We start from the raw sequence: 18,424 nt of genomic DNA on the forward strand, positions 1-18,424 counted from the left end.
GTCAGCCAGAAAAGATCAGACATGGTCACCGCTCGATTTTCGAACCGTGAATCACGCAGCCAAGCGGAAATCAATGGGTCCTGACCCTAGTCACCTCGATGCCATCAAGTGTGGCTGAAGCTGATCTGAACGACTTGAACCCACACATGTGCCGGACGCGCCGTTTAAAGAACCGATGATCCTCCAAATTGCGGGACAATGCTATCCCAGTTGGTGGACCACTTTCAGGGGCTACTCCAGTGGCGTCCGAGATGGAAAAGGTCGCACCGATCTCGCTCAGGGTCAATCCGGACGCCGATGCGCGCACCCATGCCAAGATCTCGACCGGAAAATCTGAAAACAAGTTCGGCATCCCGTGTGTTTACGCTCTGGGCATCTATGGCGTCGCCCGCAATCTGACTGCTCTTGAGGTGCGCGGGGTGGACATGCATATCGGTAGCCAGATCACCGACATGGCCGCCTTTGACGAGGCATTCGCGCGCTTGGCCAGTCTTGTCCAAGCCCTGCGCGAAGCAGGACACGAGTTGCACCATATCGACATCGGCGTCGGGGTCGGGATCAGCTATGGCATGGGGCAGGCAGACGCCGACCTGAATGCGTATGCGGAAACAGTGACACGACACATCACGCTGCTTGGCTGCGCGGTCATCACCGAGCCGGGCCGCCTTATCGCCGGAAATATCGGGGCTCTGGTCAGCGAAGTTCAATTTGTCAAAGAAGGTGACGGCAAGAATTTCGTCATCGTCGACGGCGGAATGAACGACCTGATCCGGCCCACCCTTTATGAGGCCCGCCACGAAATCGTGCCTGTTTTGAAACCCGACCGCGACGCCCTTCCGTTTGTGGCCGATGTGGTCGGACCGGTATGTGAGACCGGGGATTATTTCGGATCGGGCCGGAATATGGCAGGCGTGAGAGAAGGCGACCTGCTCGCCGCCCTGACGGCAGGAGCGTATGGGGCAGTTCAAGCCGGAACCTATAACTCTCGCCCCCATGCGCACGAAGTTCTTGCGGACGGTGACCAGATGCCCGTGATCCGCGCGCGCCAAAATTTGGACTCCCTAATCGGGTTGGACAATGTAGCGGACTGGCTCTGAATATCATCGGGCTGGCCCGCGTAAAGCCTGGCTTTCAGACCAGCGGTTCGCTTGCCATCATGTACTACACGCGGTCGTGATGATGATCTCGACTTTCAAATCCGATCTAGCAAGCTTTGCCTCGCCGCACGCGCGAGCCGGGGCGTACCCGACCGGAACCCAACTATCCCAAACGTCGTTCATCTCGCCAAAATCGGCCATGTCGGACAGCCAGATTGTCGCTTGCAACATCTGTTCCCGCGACGAACCCGCTTGGTCCAGAAGCGCATCGACGCGAGACAGGCAGTCGCGGGTTTGCTCGGCCACAGTGGCACCTTCGCCGACCTGCCCACAGAGAAAGGCGACGCCGTTGTGCTTGACGATCTTGCTCATGCGTTGACTGGTGTTGATACGTTCAATCATGGGGGCTTCTTTCTTAGTGGGTCGTGCTGTTCACCGAACCGTTCATCGCTGCCAGTTCGCCAAGAGTCACGGGTTTCAACGGTGGCCTGATCCGATAGTATCCGGTTTCATCCATCGTAGTGCTGTTCGCTTCAGCAAGCAGGCTACTCACAGTCAGTCCGCAATACCGCCCTTGGCATGGTCCCATTCCAGCGCGGCTGAATGCCTTGGCCTGGTTCGGACCCGCGCAGCCGATTCCGGCATGGCGTCGAATGTCTCCGGCAGTGATCTCCTCGCAGCGGCAGATGATAGTCGCGTCGACGGGCCTAACGGCTTCGATTGCCGGTGGAAAGGCAATGTCAAGGAATGGGCGCACCGCAAGCTCCTGCGCGATATGGCGTTTGATTGGTTTGGCAACGCTGTCCCTCTCGACCGTGGAAATCGCACCCAGATCGGCGGCTATTTTCAATGCTGCAAGGCGGCCTGCCAATGCGGCTACTTTCGCGCCACCGATGCCAGCCCCATCGCCAGCAATATGGACCGTTTCGACATTTGTCCCGCCCCAGTCATCGAGGTTGGGCACAAAACAGTGCTGCCGTGCGTTCCAATGATGCGCCATGTCGATAGAGCGGGCCGCCTGTGTGTTAGGAACAACACCGTGATGCAGGAGCACTGTGTCACAGGCAACCTGTCGGGTCTTTCCGCCGGCAGTAAAGCGGATGCCTACGGCGGCAGTTTCTCCTTCAATCGAAATACTCGTCGCGGAGGTGAAGCGGCGCACCCCAGCGCGGCGGATTTCCGATAGCATCGCCAACCCTTTGAGCAGGTATCGCCAGCCGCGAAGGGCTCCGCCCAGATGCGGAAGAGCCCGCAGAAAATCCTCCCTTGACTGCGTTTCTACCAGTGCCAGCGGCGGTGTGCCCGCCCGTATCATTTGCGCGGCGATCAGGTAAAGCAGCGGCCCTGATCCGACCAGAACCGCGTTTTTTGACAGGACGCCGGATTGCTTCAACAGAATCTGCGCCGCCCCCGCCGTCATCACGCCAGGCAGGGTCCAGCCCGGCAGGGGCATTGGGCGTTCCAGGGCTCCTGTGGCGATGAGGATGCGTTTTGCTTCGATTGCGCCCCCCCGACCGTCAGCGGTGTAGAGAACCCGAATTCCCTCTTCGATTGACCAGACCACCGCTCCGCCGATATGGGTGATGTTGTCGTGATCCAGCCCGGCGGTGAGAGGCAGTCCGTCTGTATAGTCCTTGCCAAGCATTTCGCCCCTGACCGGTGCGACCCGATCCACATCGCGGTAGATCTGCCCACCAGGACGGGGTTGCTCGTCCAACAGGATTACATGTAGGCCAGCCTTTGCAGCGGTGGCAGCAGCGGCCATCCCGGCGGGGCCGGCCCCGATGATGACAAGATCAGTTTTCCGCATCGGTCACGTCCCTTCCTTTGTGTGGCATCGACAAGCGCATCCCGTCCGTGACTTCGAGCATGCAGGCTTGACGGGTCACACCGTCAATCTCGACGAGGCAGTCGAAACAGGCGCCCATCATGCAGAATGGCGCGCGCGGAGCGCCCGAAACCGGAGTGTACCTGAACGTTTCCACCCCGGCGGCCAGCATCGCGGCTGCGAGATTTGAACCTCCGGGCAAATGCAGTTCCCGGCCCTCAAACCATACAGGAACCAGCGGGCGCCCATCCTCCAACTCAAGAAATGACGAAGCGGTCTTCACTGAACACCTCCAGATCCGGGGCGGCGTCGGTGCCCTCCAGCCATTCCGGCAAGAAACGAGCGTGGGCCGCCGCAAGGCTGATGCCGCTGTGGCAAGTGACAAGAAAGGCGCCGGACATCTCCGGACTTTCCTGATAGATTGGCAGGCCGTCGGGCGACAGAATCCGCAGTGCTCCCCAACAGCGCACGAGCTGCGCCTTGGCGAGCACCGGGTAGGCTGCGACCGCCTCGGAGGCGAGACCGGAGAGGCCAGGCTGGGTGACGCCATCATTCAGGCCCACCTCTTCGTTGGTGGCACCTATCTGGACGCCACCTTCATCGACCTGGCGTGCGATCAGCGAAGGGCGGTTGATGAGTTTCGGAAGCTTCTCGGTGATTAACACTTGACCGCGTTGTGGCCGGATCGGGGCTTTGAAACCCAGTCTGGGCCCGAGTTCCATCGCGCCCAAACCGGCGGAAAGGATCACCTTGTCGGCCTGCACCTGGCTTCCATCTGCGCAGGTGACAGTGAAAACATCCGATTTCCCTACGTCTGTGACAGTTTTGTTGCTCAGCACCCGTCCACCAAGGCGCCGGACGTCGTCGGCGAGAGACCGCAGCAACTTCAATGGATTCACATGTCCGTCCTGATGGTGAAGGATCGCACCGACGACTTTTGGACCTATCTCCGGCTCCTCCGCCAGGAGTGCTATCCGATCCAGAACTTCATATGGGTAATTGCCGTCTAGCTTCGCCTTCAGTTCCTCGTATTGCGCGACTGTTTTCGCCAGCGTTTCTTCCGAGAAATGCAGGTCGTAGCCGCCCGCTTGCTCAAGCGACATGTCATATCCGGTTGCGTCGGCAAGCTCATCGGCAAACCCGGCCCATGCTGCGGCGGATTGCTGGCTCCACGTGGCATAGCGTGGTTGTTTGATGCCCTTGGACTGGACCCAGACAAGCCCGAAATTCCCCCGACTGGCGCGAAAGCTGCCGTCGCCCCCATCGAGGACCAGAACACGCTTGCCGCGTTTCAAAAGGCCCCATGCAACAGACAGGCCGACTACACCACCGCCTATGATTGCAAAGTCGGATTCCATGATCTCAGTTTCTGAATGTAGGTTTGAGTAGAGCCCGGGGCGACCTGAAAAGGTGCCGCCCCGGTTTGTATCAGACGAGCGGCCGCTTATTCGGAGACCTTGTCAAGGATCGCCTGACCCCATTCCACGCCCACGTCTTCGAGCACGACCGGCCAGACTTCCGCCTGAACCTTGGCCGCCATCGCGGCCAGTTCCGCGTCACTTAGCGAGACGATGGTCGCCCCCAGATCAGCCAGTTTCTGTTCGTTGGCCTTCTGGTCGGCTTCCGCAACGGTCCAGCGGGTCGCTTCAAATTCTGCCGCAGCCGCCTTCAGCGCATCCTGATCCTCGGCGTCCAGACCGGCAAGGGATTCATTCGAGATGATCATGTACCAGACCTCGAAATGGGTATTGGCCGGGATGTATGTTTTTGTCACGTCGCGGAACGAGGCATAGTAGCCTTCGGCGCCCGAGCCGATCACACCGTCAACAACGCCGGTCTGCACCGCGGTGAAGGCTTCGGAAAACGGGATGGGCGCGGGGATGTAGCCCAATGCGTCGCCGGTCAGCTGAAAGCTCTTGATGCCGGGTACCCGCACCTTGATGCCGTTATCGACCGACGGATCGCCCGGCGACACTGCGTCGGTGTTGAGCGCGATGCCACCAAAGTAAACCGGATAGGCGGCCAGCATGGTGATGTCCTGCTTGGCGTAAAGCCCATCCATGGTTTCGCGCACCACGCCACCGGGGCCGTAGATCTCGCGGGCCTGATTCCAGTTTCCGGCGAGATAGGGGAACGAGCTGATCTGCATCTTGCGGTCTGCTGCTGCGGCGGCCGGCTGGGTCGCCATGTCGACCGCGCCGACCGAGATACGTTCCTGCACTGTTGTATAGTCGCCCAACGCTGAGGCGGCATAAATTTTGACGTTGACGTCACCGCCGGTTGCTTCGTTCACGGCGTCGGCGAAAGCGTTCAACTCGACGTCGATCGTCGTACCTTGCGGGCGCACATGGCTCATCTTCAGGTCAGCCGCCATCGCGGTGGTCGACAGCGCCATCAGCGCACCGGTTGCGGCGGTTATCATCATGCGTTTCATTGGGTTTCCTCCGTTTGGGTTTGGTTAGTTCAGGATCAGTAGCCGAAGAGTCTGGGCAGGAAGAGCGACAGGTCCGGCCAGAGCGATGTCAGGAACACCACGGGCACATAACCGGTCACGATCAGGATCATCGCGGGCGGGATCACCTTGGTGACCTTCACATTGCCGATCCGCGCCCCGAGATAGAGGATCGAGGCATAGGGCGGCGTCACGCCCCCCATTGCGGTGTTGACCCCCATGATCGCGGCGAACTGCACCGGGCTGACACCAATGGCATTCATCAGCGGCAAGAGAAGCGGCGCTATCAGGATGATTGCGGTCACGTCGTTCACGACCATGCCGACCAGAAACAGCATAATGTTGATCAGGATAAGCAGCAGAACCTTGTTGTCGGTGATCTCGAATATCGAGGCGACCAGTGCCTGCGGGATGCCTTCCATCACATACATCTGGCTCAGGATCATCGAAAACAGGATCATCAGCAGGATCGCGCCGACAGCGGTTGCGGACTCCTTGCCGGCCATCAGGAAGTTCTCCCACCTGAGCCCTTTGTAGATCAGAAAGCCGACCGGCAGAGCATAGATGACAGCTACCGCGGCAGCTTCGGTCGGGGTCATGATGCCGCCATAGATGCCGCCCAGGATGATTACCGGCATCAACAGTGCGGGGAAGGCGTGAACGCCGCGTTTCACAACTTCGCTGCTGAGTTCGCTGAACGTGGGTTTTTCATCCAGTATCAGGTTGAACTTGCGCGACATCCATAGGTTCACCACCGAAAAATTGAACATGATGAACAGACCCGGCCCAAGCGTCGCGAGGAAACAGGCGAGGATCGAGGTGTCGGTGACCCAGCCGTAGATGATCATGGTGACCGAGGGTGGGATCAGCAAACCAAGGATCGAGGAATTGGCAATCAGCGCGGTCGCGTATTCGCGGGGATAGCCGCGCTTTTCCATTTCCGGGATCAACAGTGGTCCGATCGCCGCGATGCCGGTCAGGCCGGATCCCGAGATCGCCCCGATCACCGCACAGCTGACCGCCGCCACGACACCCAGACCGCCCCGCACATGGCCGATAAAGGCACTGACAAAGCGCAGCAATGAGGCGGCGATACCGCTTTCGCTCATGATGGATCCGGCCAGGACAAACAGCGGAATGGCCAGCAAGATCGGGTTTCCAAGCTGCTGGAATCCCCAGAGCATATTGCCCTTCATTGTGGCACCGCCGATGAAATACATCACCATCAGCGCACCGCCGAAGCAATAGGGCAACGGCACCCCTAGGGTCAGCAGGATCACCAGGACCGCGACGGCAAGCAGGGCGACTTCAACCAAGGTGAATCTCCTCGTCAGTATCGTATCCAAGAATGTGGCGGGCCAGATGGATCGCTGTGTAGATCATCATCAACGCCAGACCGATGGTCAGGGCGACTTCGGCATAAAACGTGGGAATGTAGAGCGTCGGGCTCTCTTTCCAGACGCGCCAAGAATAGCGGGTGAACTCCCACGACCAACTCAGCAGCCATAGTCCGACAATCAGGCTGATCACTTCGCCGATGATCGCCAGAATGACGTGCTGGCGCGGCGTCTTCAGGAAGATCTCAAGCACATTTGCGCGGATATGAGTGTTTTCCCGCGAGGCATTTACCGCCCCAAGGACGTAGAGCCACAGCGCCGGGTAGGCCATGGTTTCCTCAAGCCCCATCACCGGTATTTGCAGCACATAGCGGGTTATGACCTGAACAAACTGGCCCAAGGCCACGATGCAAATGATGCTGGTCAGCAGGTATTTTACGAAACGCTCCATTTCCCCCCTCGCGACGTGATTGTCCGTCGTCGCAATATCTACTTTCCCCTCTTCCATAGAAGCAAATTGGAAATTACGTTATATCCATAGTTTGCCTCTATGGCCTGCAATGGGATGCGCTACATGAACCTGACAATCCGTCAACTCACGACATTTCGCGAAGTGCTCCGCACTGGGTCCATTTCCGAAGCCGGGCGCACGCTCGGACGCACGCAACCGTCGATCAGCGCGATGATTGCGGGCCTGGAGAATGAGATCGGATTTCGGCTGTTCGAACGCGAGCATGGCCGACTGACACCGACGCCCGAAGCGCATTATTTTCTTGAAGAGGCCGAAGCGGTTCTGTCGCGGCTTACGCAGTCCACCAACACTCTGCAGGAAATATCGAACCTGAAGCGTGGCCGTCTGCGCGTCGCCTGTCACCCCGCCGCATCAGGGTTCTTCATGCCGAGCGTTCTCGGTCAGTTTTTGCAAGACAAGCCCGCTATCAAGGCGTCATTGATGATGCGCTCGTCCAAAGTCATCGAGGAACTGATCGCCTCGCAGCAATACGACCTCGGTTTTACCGAAACGCCCGAGCCGCGAAAATCAATTCGTCAGCAGGATTTCGATCTGGAATGTCTTTGTGCCATGCCTTCTTCGGATCCGCTGGCGGCAAAATCCCTAGTTTCAACAGAAGATCTGGATGGTGCCAATCTGGCAACGCTCTTCTCAGAGCATCCGACTTTCCTTCAGACCACTGCGGCCTTCAAGAACACTGGCAAGAGTTTTGAGCGTAGGTTCGAACTGCGAACATTCTTGCCTGGATTGCAGTTTGTCAAAGCGGGCCTGTGCTATTTGATTTGCGATTTGATTACAGCTTTCAGCTGCAACGATCCCCTGCACGGTACCGGTGGTATCGTATTTCGCCGCTTTAGCCCCAGAATAAGCAGTAGCGTATCAATTCTCACCCCCGCACATCGCCCGACGTCCCTGATAACTCGAAGCTTTAGCCTGAAACTGGCTGAGGAAATAAACGCCATGAAAGCAAACGTTTTGCCCTGAGCTCGGTTCCACACCAGAGCAATTGCCGGTTCCCCAATACGCGTCCGTTTGCAGTCATTTAGCTGACGGCAGGATGAGCGGGAATTGGAGACTATATACGAAAGCAATCCTCACCATTGCTTTTGGTAAGCAAACACGGCGGAGCATCTAGGGTTAGGCCTTCGGTAGCGGGGTCTCCCCAGTCAAGTAGTTTTGCGCAAAACAATTGATCCACCGGTGCGGTCTCCTCAACTCTGTTCGTTTCCGTCCAATCTTCTGTCGTGGCTTTCGACTGAGACCCTTCGAGTACATGCTTCGGTTCGTGGTCAGCGCGACGGCTCCCAACATGATGCTGGTTCGATGTAATTCCGATGTGCCCATCTCATAGGCGTGCTCGGCAGGTGTCGGCTATCCTGGTGACCCAGCCCCTGAAATCAGGCCGTTGAAGTGTTAGTAATCCGCCTAAGCAAAGGATGGACTATGAAACGCAGATTTTCTTACGAGCAGATCATAGGAATGATTAAGGAATACGAGGCGGGCGTTATAGCATGAGAGCTGTGCCGAAAGTACGGGATCAGCGATGCCACGTTCTACAAATGCAAGGCGAGGTTCGGCGGCATGAACGTGTCGGATGCAAAGAAGTTGCGTGCGCTGGAAGACGAGAACAACCGTCTGAAACGGATGTTGGCGGATGCTATGCTGGATAACGCTGCGCTCAAGGATCTCGCGACAAAAAACTACTGACGCCTGATGTGAAACGACGGGCGTGTCGGAGGTGATGCAGCGGCATGGCCTGTCCGAGCGTCGGGCGTGTGAACTGGCCGACCTGCATAGGTCTGTCTTTCAATACCAGAAACAGGATCGGGGGATGAAGTCCTCCGCAAGCGGTTACGCGAACTGGCGAATGAACGTCGTCAGTTCGGCTATCGGCGTTTGGGTATCCTGTTGGCCAGAGAGGGCTTTGAAGTGAACCACAAGAAGCTGTTCCGTCTTTATCCTGAGGAAGGGCCGGCGGTACGTCGCAGACGGTCACGCCAGCGCGCCTTGGATACGCGCAGGCCCATTCTCGTCCCGGATCGGGCCAATCAACGATGGTCGTTGGACTTCGTTTCTGGCGCCTTCGAAGATGGTCAGCGGTTCCGGGTGTTGTGTATTGTGGATGATTGCTCGCGAGAGGCACTGGCAACTGTCGTGGATCGTTCTCTGTCTGGGGCCCGCATGGCCCGCGAATTTGGGTGAACTGATCCGCAGGCGCGGCCAACCGGATATGATCGTCAGCGACAACGGGACGGAAATGACTTCTCATGCCGTTCTGAAATGGTGTCAGGATACCGGTGTTAACTGGCACTATATCGCGCCGGGGAAGCCCATGCAGAATGCTTTTGTCGAGTCATTCAACGGCGGACTGAGGGACGAATGTTTGAATGAGCATATCTTCGGCAATCTCGCCGAAGCGCGAAAGATCATCGAAAACTGGAGGATCGACTACAACACACAACGACCGCACACTTCTCTTGGCGGGCTGGTTCCAGCCGTTTACGCCAATCTCAACCGTGCCAACCGGCCTGCTTCGCTTGAGCTACGCAATGGCTCCGCTCACCAGGCTTTGACCGCAACCTAATCAACAGAAAGAAACAGGAACGGATTCTACAACCAAACGGCCCGGTTTAGGGGGCTGGGTCAAGAGCGCAATCGAAGAAATGCCCAACACCGAATTCCTGGAGAATGGAGGAAACCTATCTGGGTGTATCGATCGCTGGCATTTCGTGTCTGGGCAGGCTGAACAGATTGGCAATAAGATCGTGGATGGGAGCGAACTTCTGGGCACAACCACGGAGGCTGACGTGAACACGTCGAAAGTTAAGGAAACGGTAGCCGTCCTCGGTGGCAGCGGTTTTCTTGGACGTCGTGTTATTCAGGAATTGCAGGGACAGGGGTTCGCGGTCACCGTCGCGACGCGCTTTCCGAAAAAGTTCGTTCGGCCTGGCGGTGATCGCGATAGTGATATCCGTGTGGTGCAAGGTGACCTAAGAGACTCAGACACGTTACGGAGCGCCTTTCAGGGCATGCAAGTAGTCGTCAATTGCACCGGCATGTATGCCGAAACCCGTACGGAAACCTTCTGGGATGTGCATGTTGCCGGCGCATGCACGGTGGCCAAGGCGGCAATGTCGGTTGGAGCAAGTTATTTGGTCCATCTCTCCGGGATCGGGGTCGATCAAAACTCTCCATCGACCTATGTTCGTGCCCGTGCGCAAGGAGAGGATGAGGTGTGCCGCGCCTTTCCTGCAGCCACGATATTGCGTCCAAGCGCCATGTTCAGCCGCAGCGGCGCGTTTTTTGGCGAGCTTGATTCGATCGTTCGGCGCATGCCGATCCTGCCACTGTTCGGCGATGGCAGCGTTCGCATGCAACCGGTCTATGTGCGCGATGTTGCCAGGGCGGTGGCCCGTGTTTCGGGTTTTGCCGATGCTCGCGCTCGTGTGTACGAACTGGGCGGGCCAGACGTGTTTACCTATAGGGAAATACTGCAACGACTGGCGCGGCGCGGTGGCAAAAAGCGGCTTCTGGTGCCCGTGCCCTACCGGTTTTGGTGGACTCTTGCTGGGGTGATGGCAGTCTTGCCCAAACCGCCCATTACGCCCGCTCAGGTCGCGCTTATGCAGCAGGATAATGTTGTTGGTGAGAGTGTCGCTGGATTTTCTGATCTTGGGATCAATCCGAAATCCGCTATTTCAATGGGTCTGGTCTGAGCGCCACAATTCCCGGAAATTCCAGTGATCGGTGGCATTTATGATGTGTGATTCCGGGCGCCCAGAGAAAAGCGCGATCTGGCGGAACGGTACCGCGAAAGGCAAGTTCAGTTGTTTGTTTCATGAGTGTGAAATGGCGGGCTGTTTTCTGTTCGGATCGCCTAACACCGAGAAAACCTTGTTAAAACAGGTCATTTGAGGCACAATTCACGGGCACACTGAACATTACCACGATCCGAATTCCGGCGGTTTTGGACCGGATTGAAAACGTACGTCGGGAGTCGACGTCGATGGAACAGGGTTTTTTTCTGATATTCGCAGTTGGGGCTGTGGCGGCGGCCCTGGGAGTGGTGCTCGCGCGCAATCCGATCCACAGTGCGGTGGCGCTGATGGCTTGTTTCGTCAATGTCTCGGCAATTTTCGTACTGCTTCAGGCGCCGCTTTTGGCGGTCATCCAGATATTTGTCTATGTCGGCGCAATCATGGTTCTGTTCCTGTTCGTGACCATGATGCTGGATATCCGTGACGCGACGCTGCGGCGGTTCCTGCCGGGAAGCAACTTCGCCGCGTTTGGGCTGGTAGCGCTGCTGGGACTTGAGATGCTGGTTCTGGTCCTGATGGGCAAGCGGTTCCCGGAAACCGTCGCGGGCACCACAACCGGCGGCGAAATCCGCGAGTTGGGGACGACCCTGTTTGCCGATTATCTGCTGCCCTTCGAAGTCGCCTCGGTCATCCTGCTTGTGGCTCTGGTCGGTGCCATCGTGTTGGCGCAGAAGGAGTCGCGCTGATGGTGCCGCTGTCCTGGTACATCGTTCTGGGTGTTGTCCTGTTCGTAATCGGTACAGCCGGGGTTTTGGTACGGCGCAACATCCTGGTGGTTCTGATGTCGCTGGAACTGCTGCTGAACTCGGTCAACATCAACTTCATCGCCTTCGCCCATTTCCATGACGATTTCCGCGGCCGCATTTTTGCGATCTTCATCATCGCGATCACGGCAGCGGAAGTAGCCATTGCTCTTGGTATCCTTGTTGCATTGGTGCGGAACAAGGCCACGTTGAAGGTCGATGAAATCACGATCATGCGAGGGTAGGTGTGGAGGTGGTTGTTTCCATAAGGCCGCTTCTGGCCATCGCCGTTGCCGGTCTGGCATCGGGGTTGATTCTATATCTGCGTGATCGCGTTGCGCCACGAGACCTCGTGTCCCCCGTCGCGTCCGTGGTTCTGTTTGCAGTGGTTGCGTCGATGGCGCCCAGGGTTTTGTCAGGCAGAACCTATGAACTCGTTCTGTTCAGCGTTCTGCCGGGGGTCGATTTTGCATTCCGGGTGGATGCGCTGGGGATGGTATTTGCAACCATATCCTCGCTGCTGTGGATTTTCGCGTCGGTCTATACCATCGGGTACCTGCGCAGCCTTGGTGAGCACGCACAGACCAGATTCTACATTTGCTTTGCCGCCAGTCTCGCCGCCGCTGTTGGCGGGGCGTTTGCGGCCAATCTGTTTACGCTGGTGATATTTTACGAAGTGCTGAGCCTCGTGACCTATCCGCTGGTCTATCATCACGAGGACGATGAGGCCTGGGACGGCAGCCGAAAATACCTCGTCTACCTGATGGGGGCCTCGAAAAGTGCGCTGCTGGCGGCCATTGCGCTGACCTACCATCTGGCGGGCACGCTCGATTTCGTGCCGGGCGGATTGCTGGCCGGGGTGGAGGCCGCGCCGGTCCTGCTGACAGTTGTCTATTTCTGCTACCTATTCGGGTTCGCAAAAGCGGCGTTGATGCCGCTACATGCCTGGCTGCCAGCCGCGATGGTGGCCCCAACCCCGGTCAGCGCGCTTCTGCACGCCGTTGCGGTGGTGAAAATGGGCGTCTTCTGCGTGCTGCGCGTGGTGTTCGATGTTTTCGGCGCCGGACTGATGGAGGCGCTGGGACTCGCGATCGCCACCGCCTACTTGGCCTCTTTCACCATACTGACGGCCTCGATTTACGCGCTGACTCGTGACGATCTGAAGGCGCGGCTGGCGTATTCCACGGTCAGCCAGCTGTCCTACATCATCCTCGGGGCGGTTCTGTTTTCGCCGGTGGCGATGGTCGGAGGCATCATCCATATCGCCGCGCATGCCTTTTCGAAAATCACTTTGTTCTTTTGTGCGGGATCAATCTATTGCGCCACCGGCAAACGGAAGATCAGTGAGATGGGAGGCATCGGGCGACAATTGCCCTGGACCATGGCCGCATTCTTCGTCGGATCGCTTGGCATGATCGGCGTGCCACCTGCCGGAGGATTTGTATCCAAATGGTATCTGGCATGGGGCTCGGTCGAAGGGGGCCAACTCGTCTTTCTGGTCGTGCTGTTGGTCAGCTCGATCCTGAATGCGGCCTATTTCCTGCCGGTCAGCTATATCGCCTTCTTTGGCAAGGAAACGGATGGGGAAAGCCGCGCCCGTGAAATTCCATTGGTCGCGGTGCCGCTGGTCGCAACAGGGATATTGTCACTGCTGATGGGAATTTTCCCCGGCTATTTCATTACATTGGCAGCGGAGGTGGTCAGATGATCGCGCGTATCGTCGGTTTCTTTGGGGACACGAAATATGCCAATCTCCGCCTCCGCCTGTTCTATCTGGTGCTGGCCCTGATCGTTGCAGCAGACTTTCTGGTTCCCCGGGAACATGTTGAATACCTGTGGGAACGGTTGCCGGGCTGGTCGGCCGTTTATGGGTTCGCTTCCTGCGTGGCGATCATATTTGTTTCCAAGTTTCTCGGTCATCAGGGCGGGCTCATGCGGTCTGAAGACTACTATGACTGAGTTCCTGCACCCAACGGTTCTGTTCTTTGCCGGTGCCTCGGTAATCCCGTTTCTGAACGGCACGCTCCGCAAGCTGTGGCTGCTGCTGATCCCGGTGCTTGCCATTGCCGTAGTTGCAATGGCGCAACCTGGCTTGTATGGCGCGATCCGGTTTCTGGGGCAGGAGCTGTTGGTTGCACGGGCCGATAAGCTGAGCCTGGTCTTTGCCAGCGTCTTCACCATCATGGCGCTGATTGGCATGATCTATGCCCTGCATCTGTCGCGACCCGGCCAGCATGTCGCGGCCTTCCTCTACATCGGTAGCGCGCTTGGGGTTGTGTTTGCCGGCGATTACCTGACACTTTTCGTGTTCTGGGAAGGCATGGCCTTTGCCTCGGCCTATCTAGTCTTTGCGGCAGGCGGTGAAAAGGCGGTTCAGGCCGGGTTCCGCTATCTGATGGTGCACCTCACCGGGGGTATCGCGCTGTTGGGCGGGGTGATCCTGCATGGGGCCGCGACCGGATCGGTTTTGTTTGGCCCTGTCGAGGGGCCGTTGGGCGCCGCCGCCTATCTGATCCTGATCGGCTTTACCCTGAACGCCGCCGTGCCGCCATTGAATGCCTGGCTGACGGATGCCTATCCCGAGGCCACCGTCACCGGCGCGGTGTTTTTGAGTGCCTTCACCACCAAGACTGCCGTCTATGTTCTGGCCCGTGGTTTTCCGGGGACCGAACTGCTGATCTGGTTTGGCACCGCCATGGCGATCTATGGGGTGATCTATGCGGTGATGGAAAACGATTGCCGCCGCCTGCTGGCCTATCACATCGTCAGTCAGGTGGGTTACATGGTGGCCGGGATCGGAATCGGAACCGAGATGGCGTTGAATGGCGCGACCAGCCATGCCTTTGCCCACATACTGTACAAGGCACTGCTGTTCATGGGGGCCGGCGCGGTGATCTATGTCACCGGGCGGCGCAAACTGACTGAACTTGGCGGGCTCTATCGGACCATGCCGCTGACTGTGACGCTCTACATGATCGGGGCCTTTGCGATCTCGGCTTTCCCGTTCTTTTCAGGCTTCGTCACAAAATCGATGGTAGTAGCTGCCGCCGGGCACGATCACCGAGCAGCGGTGATGCTGCTTTTGACGCTGGCGTCGTCGGGGACGTTCTTGCACACCGGTCTGAAACTGCCCTATTACATGTTCTTCGGGCGCGATTGCGGCCTGCGTCCGCCGGAGCCGCCGCGCAACATGTTGATCGCCATGAGCATCGCTGCGGTGCTGTGCATCGGCATCGGCGTCTTTCCCGCGCCCCTATATGCGCTATTGCCATATGAGGTCGACTATCACCCTTATACTTGGGCGCACGTGACCGAAAGCCTCGGTATCCTGATGTTCACGGCGCTTGGTTTCGTACTGTTCCTGAAGGTGCTGGACCCCGAGGATACGATCAGCATCGACACCGACTGGTTCTATCGCAAAAGCGCGCGCGCGTTCATGCGGTTCGCCCAAAAGCCGTTCGCGCGCTATGAGCAGGCGGTAAGCTCGGTGTCGGAAAAATCGTTGCTGCCCTTCATGCATCGCTCGGCGCAGGCAGGGCTTCGAGCCGATCTGGGCGGGATCGACGCGATAGTGAACGGCGTCGCCCGCAGGGTGCTGCGCGGCGGTGAAAGACTGCGCCGGGTCCAGACCGGAATTGTCACCCATTACGCGGTTGGAATGATCGCGGGCGTGATCGCCGCCATCACCATTTTCGCCGTTGTGTGGCTTTAGGGGGTGGCATGGTGTTACCGCTGCTCAGCCTCATCATCTTCCTGCCGGCGGCGGGGGCTGTGGCTGTTCTGTGCATGCGGGACGCACAGAAGATAAGATGGACTGCGCTTGCAGTGACGCTTGCCGATTTTGGTCTCTGCCTGCTGCTGTTGCTGGGCTTCGACACCTCCACGCACGAGATGCAGTTTGCCGAACAACGGAACTGGATACCTGCGCTGGGGATCAAATACGCGGTCGCGGTTGACGGCATATCGGTTCTGTTTGTTTTTCTCACCGCGCTTCTCGGCTGGATCTGCGTACTTGCATCGTGGAACGCCATTGAGACGATGATCAAAGCCTTCATGGTCAGTCTGCTTGCGATGCAGACACTGATGCTGGGCGTCTTTTCGGCGCTCGATCTGTTCCTGTTCTACGTGTTCTGGGAAGCGATGCTAGTGCCGATGTACGCGATCATCGGCATATGGGGTGGAGAACGGCGCGTGTATGCGGCGTTCAAGTTCTTTCTCTACACACTGGCGGGCAGCGTGCTGTTTCTGATCGGAATCATCGTCCTGTATTTTCAGGGCGGCAGAACCTTTGACATTCTCGCCCTGATGGACGCGGATTTGGGTTTCGTGACACAAGCCTGGCTATTCTTTGCATTCCTCATTGCCTTCGCCGTGAAGGTGCCGATGGTACCGCTGCACACCTGGCTGCCCGATGCCCATGTCGAGGCGCCGACCGCAGGCAGTATCATTCTGGCGGGCGTTCTGTTGAAGATGGGCACCTACGGGTTTCTGCGTTTCTCATTGCCAATGCTGCCCGAGGCTTCGGTTCACTTTTCTACTTTAATGCTAGTCCTTTCTGCCGTCGCGATTGTCTATGGCGGTTTGCTTGCGCTGGCGCAGGATGATCTGAAAAAACTGGTGGCCTATTCCAGCATATCCCATATGGGTTTTGTCACGCTCGGTATTTTTGCCCTGAACAGCCGGGGGGTGGCAGGCGGAATTCTGCAGATGTTCAACCACGGCATAACCACCGGGGCGCTGTTTCTGTTTGTCGGGTTGATGTACGAACGCACGCATAGCCGCAGCATCGCCGATTATGGCGGGCTGATGAAAGTCGCGCCGTTCTGCTCTATTTTCCTCGGGATTTTCACGCTGTCCTCAATGGCGCTGCCTGGGTTGAATTCATTTGTTGGCGAGTTGCTCATTCTGTCGGGCGCCTTTGCCGCAAATCCTTTGCTTGCCGGTATTTCGATCCTTGGCGCGGTTCTGGCAGCCGCGTATCTGCTGAGCATGTTCCGGCGTGTGGCTCTGGGTGCCGCGAGGGTTAGCGAGCGGTTCGATTTCTGGGATCTCGACCGGCGTGAGCTTGCCTCGATCCTGCCTCTTGCCGTTCTGGTGATCTGGATTGGCCTCTATCCAAAACCATTCCTAAACATCATCCAGATTTCGGCCGATCACTTGCTGACACAGGTTCATGAACAGGAGGGTGCGGAGTGAATCAGGCACAACTCCTTCAGTCGGTTCTGGCCAGCTTGCCTGAGATCGTGGTGATCACCGGAGCTTGTGTTCTGTTGCTCCTGAGCCTGTTCGTCCGGCCCGAGCGTGGGTATTTTCTGGATCTGGCCGCGATAGCCGTGGTTCTTGTCGCCGGCGCACTGACCTGGGTATTGGCGGATCAGAACTTGGTGGTCTATTCCGGCATGTTCGCGTCCGATCGCTTTGCTGCTTTTTTCAAGGCCATCTTCTACATAGCCATCGTGCTGACCCTTTTGCTGTCGCGCCGATATGTCGAGATCGAACGGGTCCAGCGCGGAGAATACAATGTGCTGCTGTTGTTTTCGCTGTCCGGCATGATGATCATGGCCTCGGCCACCGATCTTTTGTCAATCTATGTCGGACTCGAGCTGATGGCGCTTTGCACCTATGTTTTGACGGGGCTATTACGGCGCGAGGTGCGTTCGAACGAAGCGGCGCTGAAATACGTGATTTTAGGTGCGGTTTCGACGGGCGTGTTTTTGTACGGGGTGTCGTTGATCTACGGCTTGACCGGCACCACGGAACTCGACGGTATCACCGTCGCCGTAACCGGGAGTCAGCGCGACCCCGGTCTGTTGCTGGCGGTTGTGTTCATCGTTGCCGGATTGGTATTCAAAGTCGGCGCCGTACCGTTTCATATGTGGGTTCCCGACGTCTACGAGGGCGCGCCGACCCCGATTACCGCCTTCATGTCCGTCGGACCCAAGGCCGCCGGGTTCGCGGTAATCCTGCGGGTTGTCCTGAACCCGCTACTGGCGTCGACGGAGGTCTGGATAGTGGTTGCCGTGATTGCGGTTTTCACAATGGCGCTAGGTAGTTTCGTGGCATTGGTGCAGGACAATATCAAGCGCTTGCTGGCCTATTCCAGCATCGCTCATTCCGGCTTTGCGCTGTTGGGCATCGTGGCGGGCGGTCCGGATGGTGCGGCAAGCGTGATGCTGTACCTGTTGATTTATACCTTCATGAATATCGGTATTTTTGCAGCGGTAATTGCGATGCGTTCCGAGGTCAGCCGTGGCGAAGCCATAGATGACTTTTCGGGCCTGTCCAGGTCTCACCCGGCGCTTGCCCTGTCGATGCTGTTGTTTCTGTTCGCCTTGGCTGGTATCCCGCCCACTGCAGGGTTTTTCGCGAAATTTTATGTGCTGGTTGCGTTGATTGAAGGGGGGCACGTAGCGATTTCTGTCATTGCAGTGCTTCTGAGCGTGATCGCGGCCTATTTCTACATTCGTATCGTCATGGTGATCTACATGCGCAACCCGGCTGGGGAGTTTGAGCTAGCATTTACGCCCGGCCTGAAACTTGCGCTGGCGATTGCCGCCATGGGGACTATCGTGATAGGTCTGCTGCCCGCGCGGTTCCTGGAATTGGCGCAGCTGTCGATCCCCGGCGGATGAACGACG

The 18,424-nt window shown here is 57.8% G+C and carries 17 protein-coding genes and 1 pseudogene; 11 read left to right on the forward strand and 7 right to left on the reverse strand.

Annotated elements, in window-relative coordinates; translation table 11 throughout:
* Nucleotides 1–251 precede the first annotated feature (251 nt).
* The gene (locus ACR0AO_RS23520) at nt 252–1,097 is read left to right on the forward strand and encodes a diaminopimelate decarboxylase family protein (protein WP_480609050.1); all 846 of its coding nucleotides are present in this window, start codon (nt 252–254) and stop codon (nt 1,095–1,097) included.
* A 57-nt stretch (nt 1,098–1,154) separates the two neighbouring features.
* On the opposite strand, the gene ACR0AO_RS23525 is transcribed toward ACR0AO_RS23520, so the two are convergent.
* From ACR0AO_RS23525 to ACR0AO_RS23555, 7 genes are all read right to left on the reverse strand, one after another.
* The gene (locus ACR0AO_RS23525; protein ID WP_480609053.1) at nt 1,155–1,499 is read right to left on the reverse strand and encodes a RidA family protein; all 345 of its coding nucleotides are present in this window, start codon (nt 1,497–1,499) and stop codon (nt 1,155–1,157) included.
* A gap of 13 nt (nt 1,500–1,512) precedes the next feature.
* Entirely contained in the window at nt 1,513–2,907 is a 1,395-nt protein-coding gene (locus ACR0AO_RS23530) for an FAD/NAD(P)-dependent oxidoreductase (protein WP_480609054.1), read from the reverse strand.
* Nucleotides 2,894–3,208 (reverse strand): (2Fe-2S)-binding protein, encoded by a 315-nt coding sequence (locus ACR0AO_RS23535; protein ID WP_480609057.1) that lies wholly within the window; start codon nt 3,206–3,208, stop codon nt 2,894–2,896. The genes ACR0AO_RS23530 and ACR0AO_RS23535 overlap by 14 nt, the downstream gene beginning before the upstream one ends.
* Entirely contained in the window at nt 3,183–4,283 is a 1,101-nt protein-coding gene (locus ACR0AO_RS23540) for an NAD(P)/FAD-dependent oxidoreductase (RefSeq protein WP_480609058.1), read from the reverse strand. The genes ACR0AO_RS23535 and ACR0AO_RS23540 overlap by 26 nt, the downstream gene beginning before the upstream one ends.
* Before the next feature lie 86 nt (nt 4,284–4,369).
* Entirely contained in the window at nt 4,370–5,359 is a 990-nt protein-coding gene (gene dctP / locus ACR0AO_RS23545; protein ID WP_480609061.1) for a TRAP transporter substrate-binding protein DctP, read from the reverse strand.
* A gap of 35 nt (nt 5,360–5,394) precedes the next feature.
* Nucleotides 5,395–6,693 (reverse strand): TRAP transporter large permease, encoded by a 1,299-nt coding sequence (locus tag ACR0AO_RS23550; RefSeq protein WP_480609063.1) that lies wholly within the window; start codon nt 6,691–6,693, stop codon nt 5,395–5,397.
* On the reverse strand, nt 6,686–7,165 hold the full coding sequence (locus ACR0AO_RS23555; protein WP_170763189.1) for a TRAP transporter small permease: 480 nt from the start codon (nt 7,163–7,165) through the stop codon (nt 6,686–6,688). Before ACR0AO_RS23555 ends, ACR0AO_RS23550 begins: the two co-directional genes overlap by 8 nt.
* 123 nt (nt 7,166–7,288) lie before the next feature.
* Here ACR0AO_RS23555 and ACR0AO_RS23560 point away from each other — a divergent pair, with 123 nt between their 5' ends.
* The 10 genes and pseudogenes from ACR0AO_RS23560 (at nt 7,289) to ACR0AO_RS23605 (ending at nt 18,418) form a co-directional block, all read left to right on the forward strand.
* Nucleotides 7,289–8,209: a LysR substrate-binding domain-containing protein gene (locus ACR0AO_RS23560; protein ID WP_480609065.1), complete on the forward strand. Its 921-nt coding sequence runs from the start codon at nt 7,289–7,291 to the stop codon at nt 8,207–8,209.
* A 459-nt stretch (nt 8,210–8,668) separates the two neighbouring features.
* A pseudogene (locus ACR0AO_RS23565) lies at nt 8,669–9,809 on the forward strand (IS3 family transposase).
* Nucleotides 9,810–9,888: 79 nt separating this feature from the next.
* The gene (locus ACR0AO_RS23570) at nt 9,889–10,941 is read left to right on the forward strand and encodes a complex I NDUFA9 subunit family protein (protein WP_480609068.1); all 1,053 of its coding nucleotides are present in this window, start codon (nt 9,889–9,891) and stop codon (nt 10,939–10,941) included.
* Between the two features lie 290 nt (nt 10,942–11,231).
* Entirely contained in the window at nt 11,232–11,729 is a 498-nt protein-coding gene (locus ACR0AO_RS23575; RefSeq protein ID WP_480609070.1) for an NADH-quinone oxidoreductase subunit J family protein, read from the forward strand.
* Nucleotides 11,729–12,031 carry an NADH-quinone oxidoreductase subunit NuoK gene (gene nuoK / locus ACR0AO_RS23580; protein ID WP_480609071.1) on the forward strand — a complete coding sequence of 101 codons (303 nt, stop codon included), beginning with the start codon at nt 11,729–11,731 and terminating at the stop codon, nt 12,029–12,031. The genes ACR0AO_RS23575 and nuoK overlap by 1 nt, the downstream gene beginning before the upstream one ends.
* A gap of 8 nt (nt 12,032–12,039) precedes the next feature.
* Entirely contained in the window at nt 12,040–13,494 is a 1,455-nt protein-coding gene (locus tag ACR0AO_RS23585) for a monovalent cation/H+ antiporter subunit D family protein (protein ID WP_480609074.1), read from the forward strand.
* Nucleotides 13,491–13,745: a hypothetical protein gene (locus tag ACR0AO_RS23590; RefSeq protein WP_480609076.1), complete on the forward strand. Its 255-nt coding sequence runs from the start codon at nt 13,491–13,493 to the stop codon at nt 13,743–13,745. The genes ACR0AO_RS23585 and ACR0AO_RS23590 overlap by 4 nt, the downstream gene beginning before the upstream one ends.
* A complete protein-coding gene (locus ACR0AO_RS23595) occupies nt 13,738–15,498 on the forward strand; it encodes a Na(+)/H(+) antiporter subunit D (RefSeq protein WP_480609079.1) in 1,761 nt (586 codons plus the stop codon). The genes ACR0AO_RS23590 and ACR0AO_RS23595 overlap by 8 nt, the downstream gene beginning before the upstream one ends.
* A gap of 8 nt (nt 15,499–15,506) precedes the next feature.
* The gene (locus ACR0AO_RS23600) at nt 15,507–16,982 is read left to right on the forward strand and encodes an NADH-quinone oxidoreductase subunit M (protein ID WP_480609082.1); all 1,476 of its coding nucleotides are present in this window, start codon (nt 15,507–15,509) and stop codon (nt 16,980–16,982) included.
* Entirely contained in the window at nt 16,979–18,418 is a 1,440-nt protein-coding gene (locus ACR0AO_RS23605; RefSeq protein WP_480609085.1) for an NADH-quinone oxidoreductase subunit N, read from the forward strand. Before ACR0AO_RS23600 ends, ACR0AO_RS23605 begins: the two co-directional genes overlap by 4 nt.
* The last annotated feature ends 6 nt before the right edge of the window (nt 18,419–18,424 follow it).

Source organism: Ruegeria sp. AF8, assembly GCF_056541825.1.

Bases quoted from the DNA above. Each gene is read 5' to 3' on its own strand.
- nuoK (WP_480609071.1), top strand. From the start codon at position 11,729: ATGGTGCCGCTGTCCTGGTACATCGTTCTGGGTGTTGTCCTGTTCGTA.
- ACR0AO_RS23595 (WP_480609079.1), top strand. From the start codon at position 13,738: ATGACTGAGTTCCTGCACCCAACGGTTCTGTTCTTTGCCGGTGCCTCG.
- ACR0AO_RS23575 (WP_480609070.1), top strand. From the start codon at position 11,232: ATGGAACAGGGTTTTTTTCTGATATTCGCAGTTGGGGCTGTGGCGGCG.
- ACR0AO_RS23600 (WP_480609082.1), top strand. From the start codon at position 15,507: ATGGTGTTACCGCTGCTCAGCCTCATCATCTTCCTGCCGGCGGCGGGG.
- ACR0AO_RS23540 (WP_480609058.1), bottom strand. From the start codon at position 4,283: ATGGAATCCGACTTTGCAATCATAGGCGGTGGTGTAGTCGGCCTGTCT.
- ACR0AO_RS23560 (WP_480609065.1), top strand. From the start codon at position 7,289: ATGAACCTGACAATCCGTCAACTCACGACATTTCGCGAAGTGCTCCGC.
- ACR0AO_RS23520 (WP_480609050.1), top strand. From the start codon at position 252: ATGGAAAAGGTCGCACCGATCTCGCTCAGGGTCAATCCGGACGCCGAT.
- ACR0AO_RS23555 (WP_170763189.1), bottom strand. From the start codon at position 7,165: ATGGAGCGTTTCGTAAAATACCTGCTGACCAGCATCATTTGCATCGTG.
- dctP (WP_480609061.1), bottom strand. From the start codon at position 5,359: ATGAAACGCATGATGATAACCGCCGCAACCGGTGCGCTGATGGCGCTG.
- ACR0AO_RS23570 (WP_480609068.1), top strand. From the start codon at position 9,889: ATGCCCAACACCGAATTCCTGGAGAATGGAGGAAACCTATCTGGGTGT.
- ACR0AO_RS23590 (WP_480609076.1), top strand. From the start codon at position 13,491: ATGATCGCGCGTATCGTCGGTTTCTTTGGGGACACGAAATATGCCAAT.
- ACR0AO_RS23525 (WP_480609053.1), bottom strand. From the start codon at position 1,499: ATGATTGAACGTATCAACACCAGTCAACGCATGAGCAAGATCGTCAAG.
- ACR0AO_RS23530 (WP_480609054.1), bottom strand. From the start codon at position 2,907: ATGCGGAAAACTGATCTTGTCATCATCGGGGCCGGCCCCGCCGGGATG.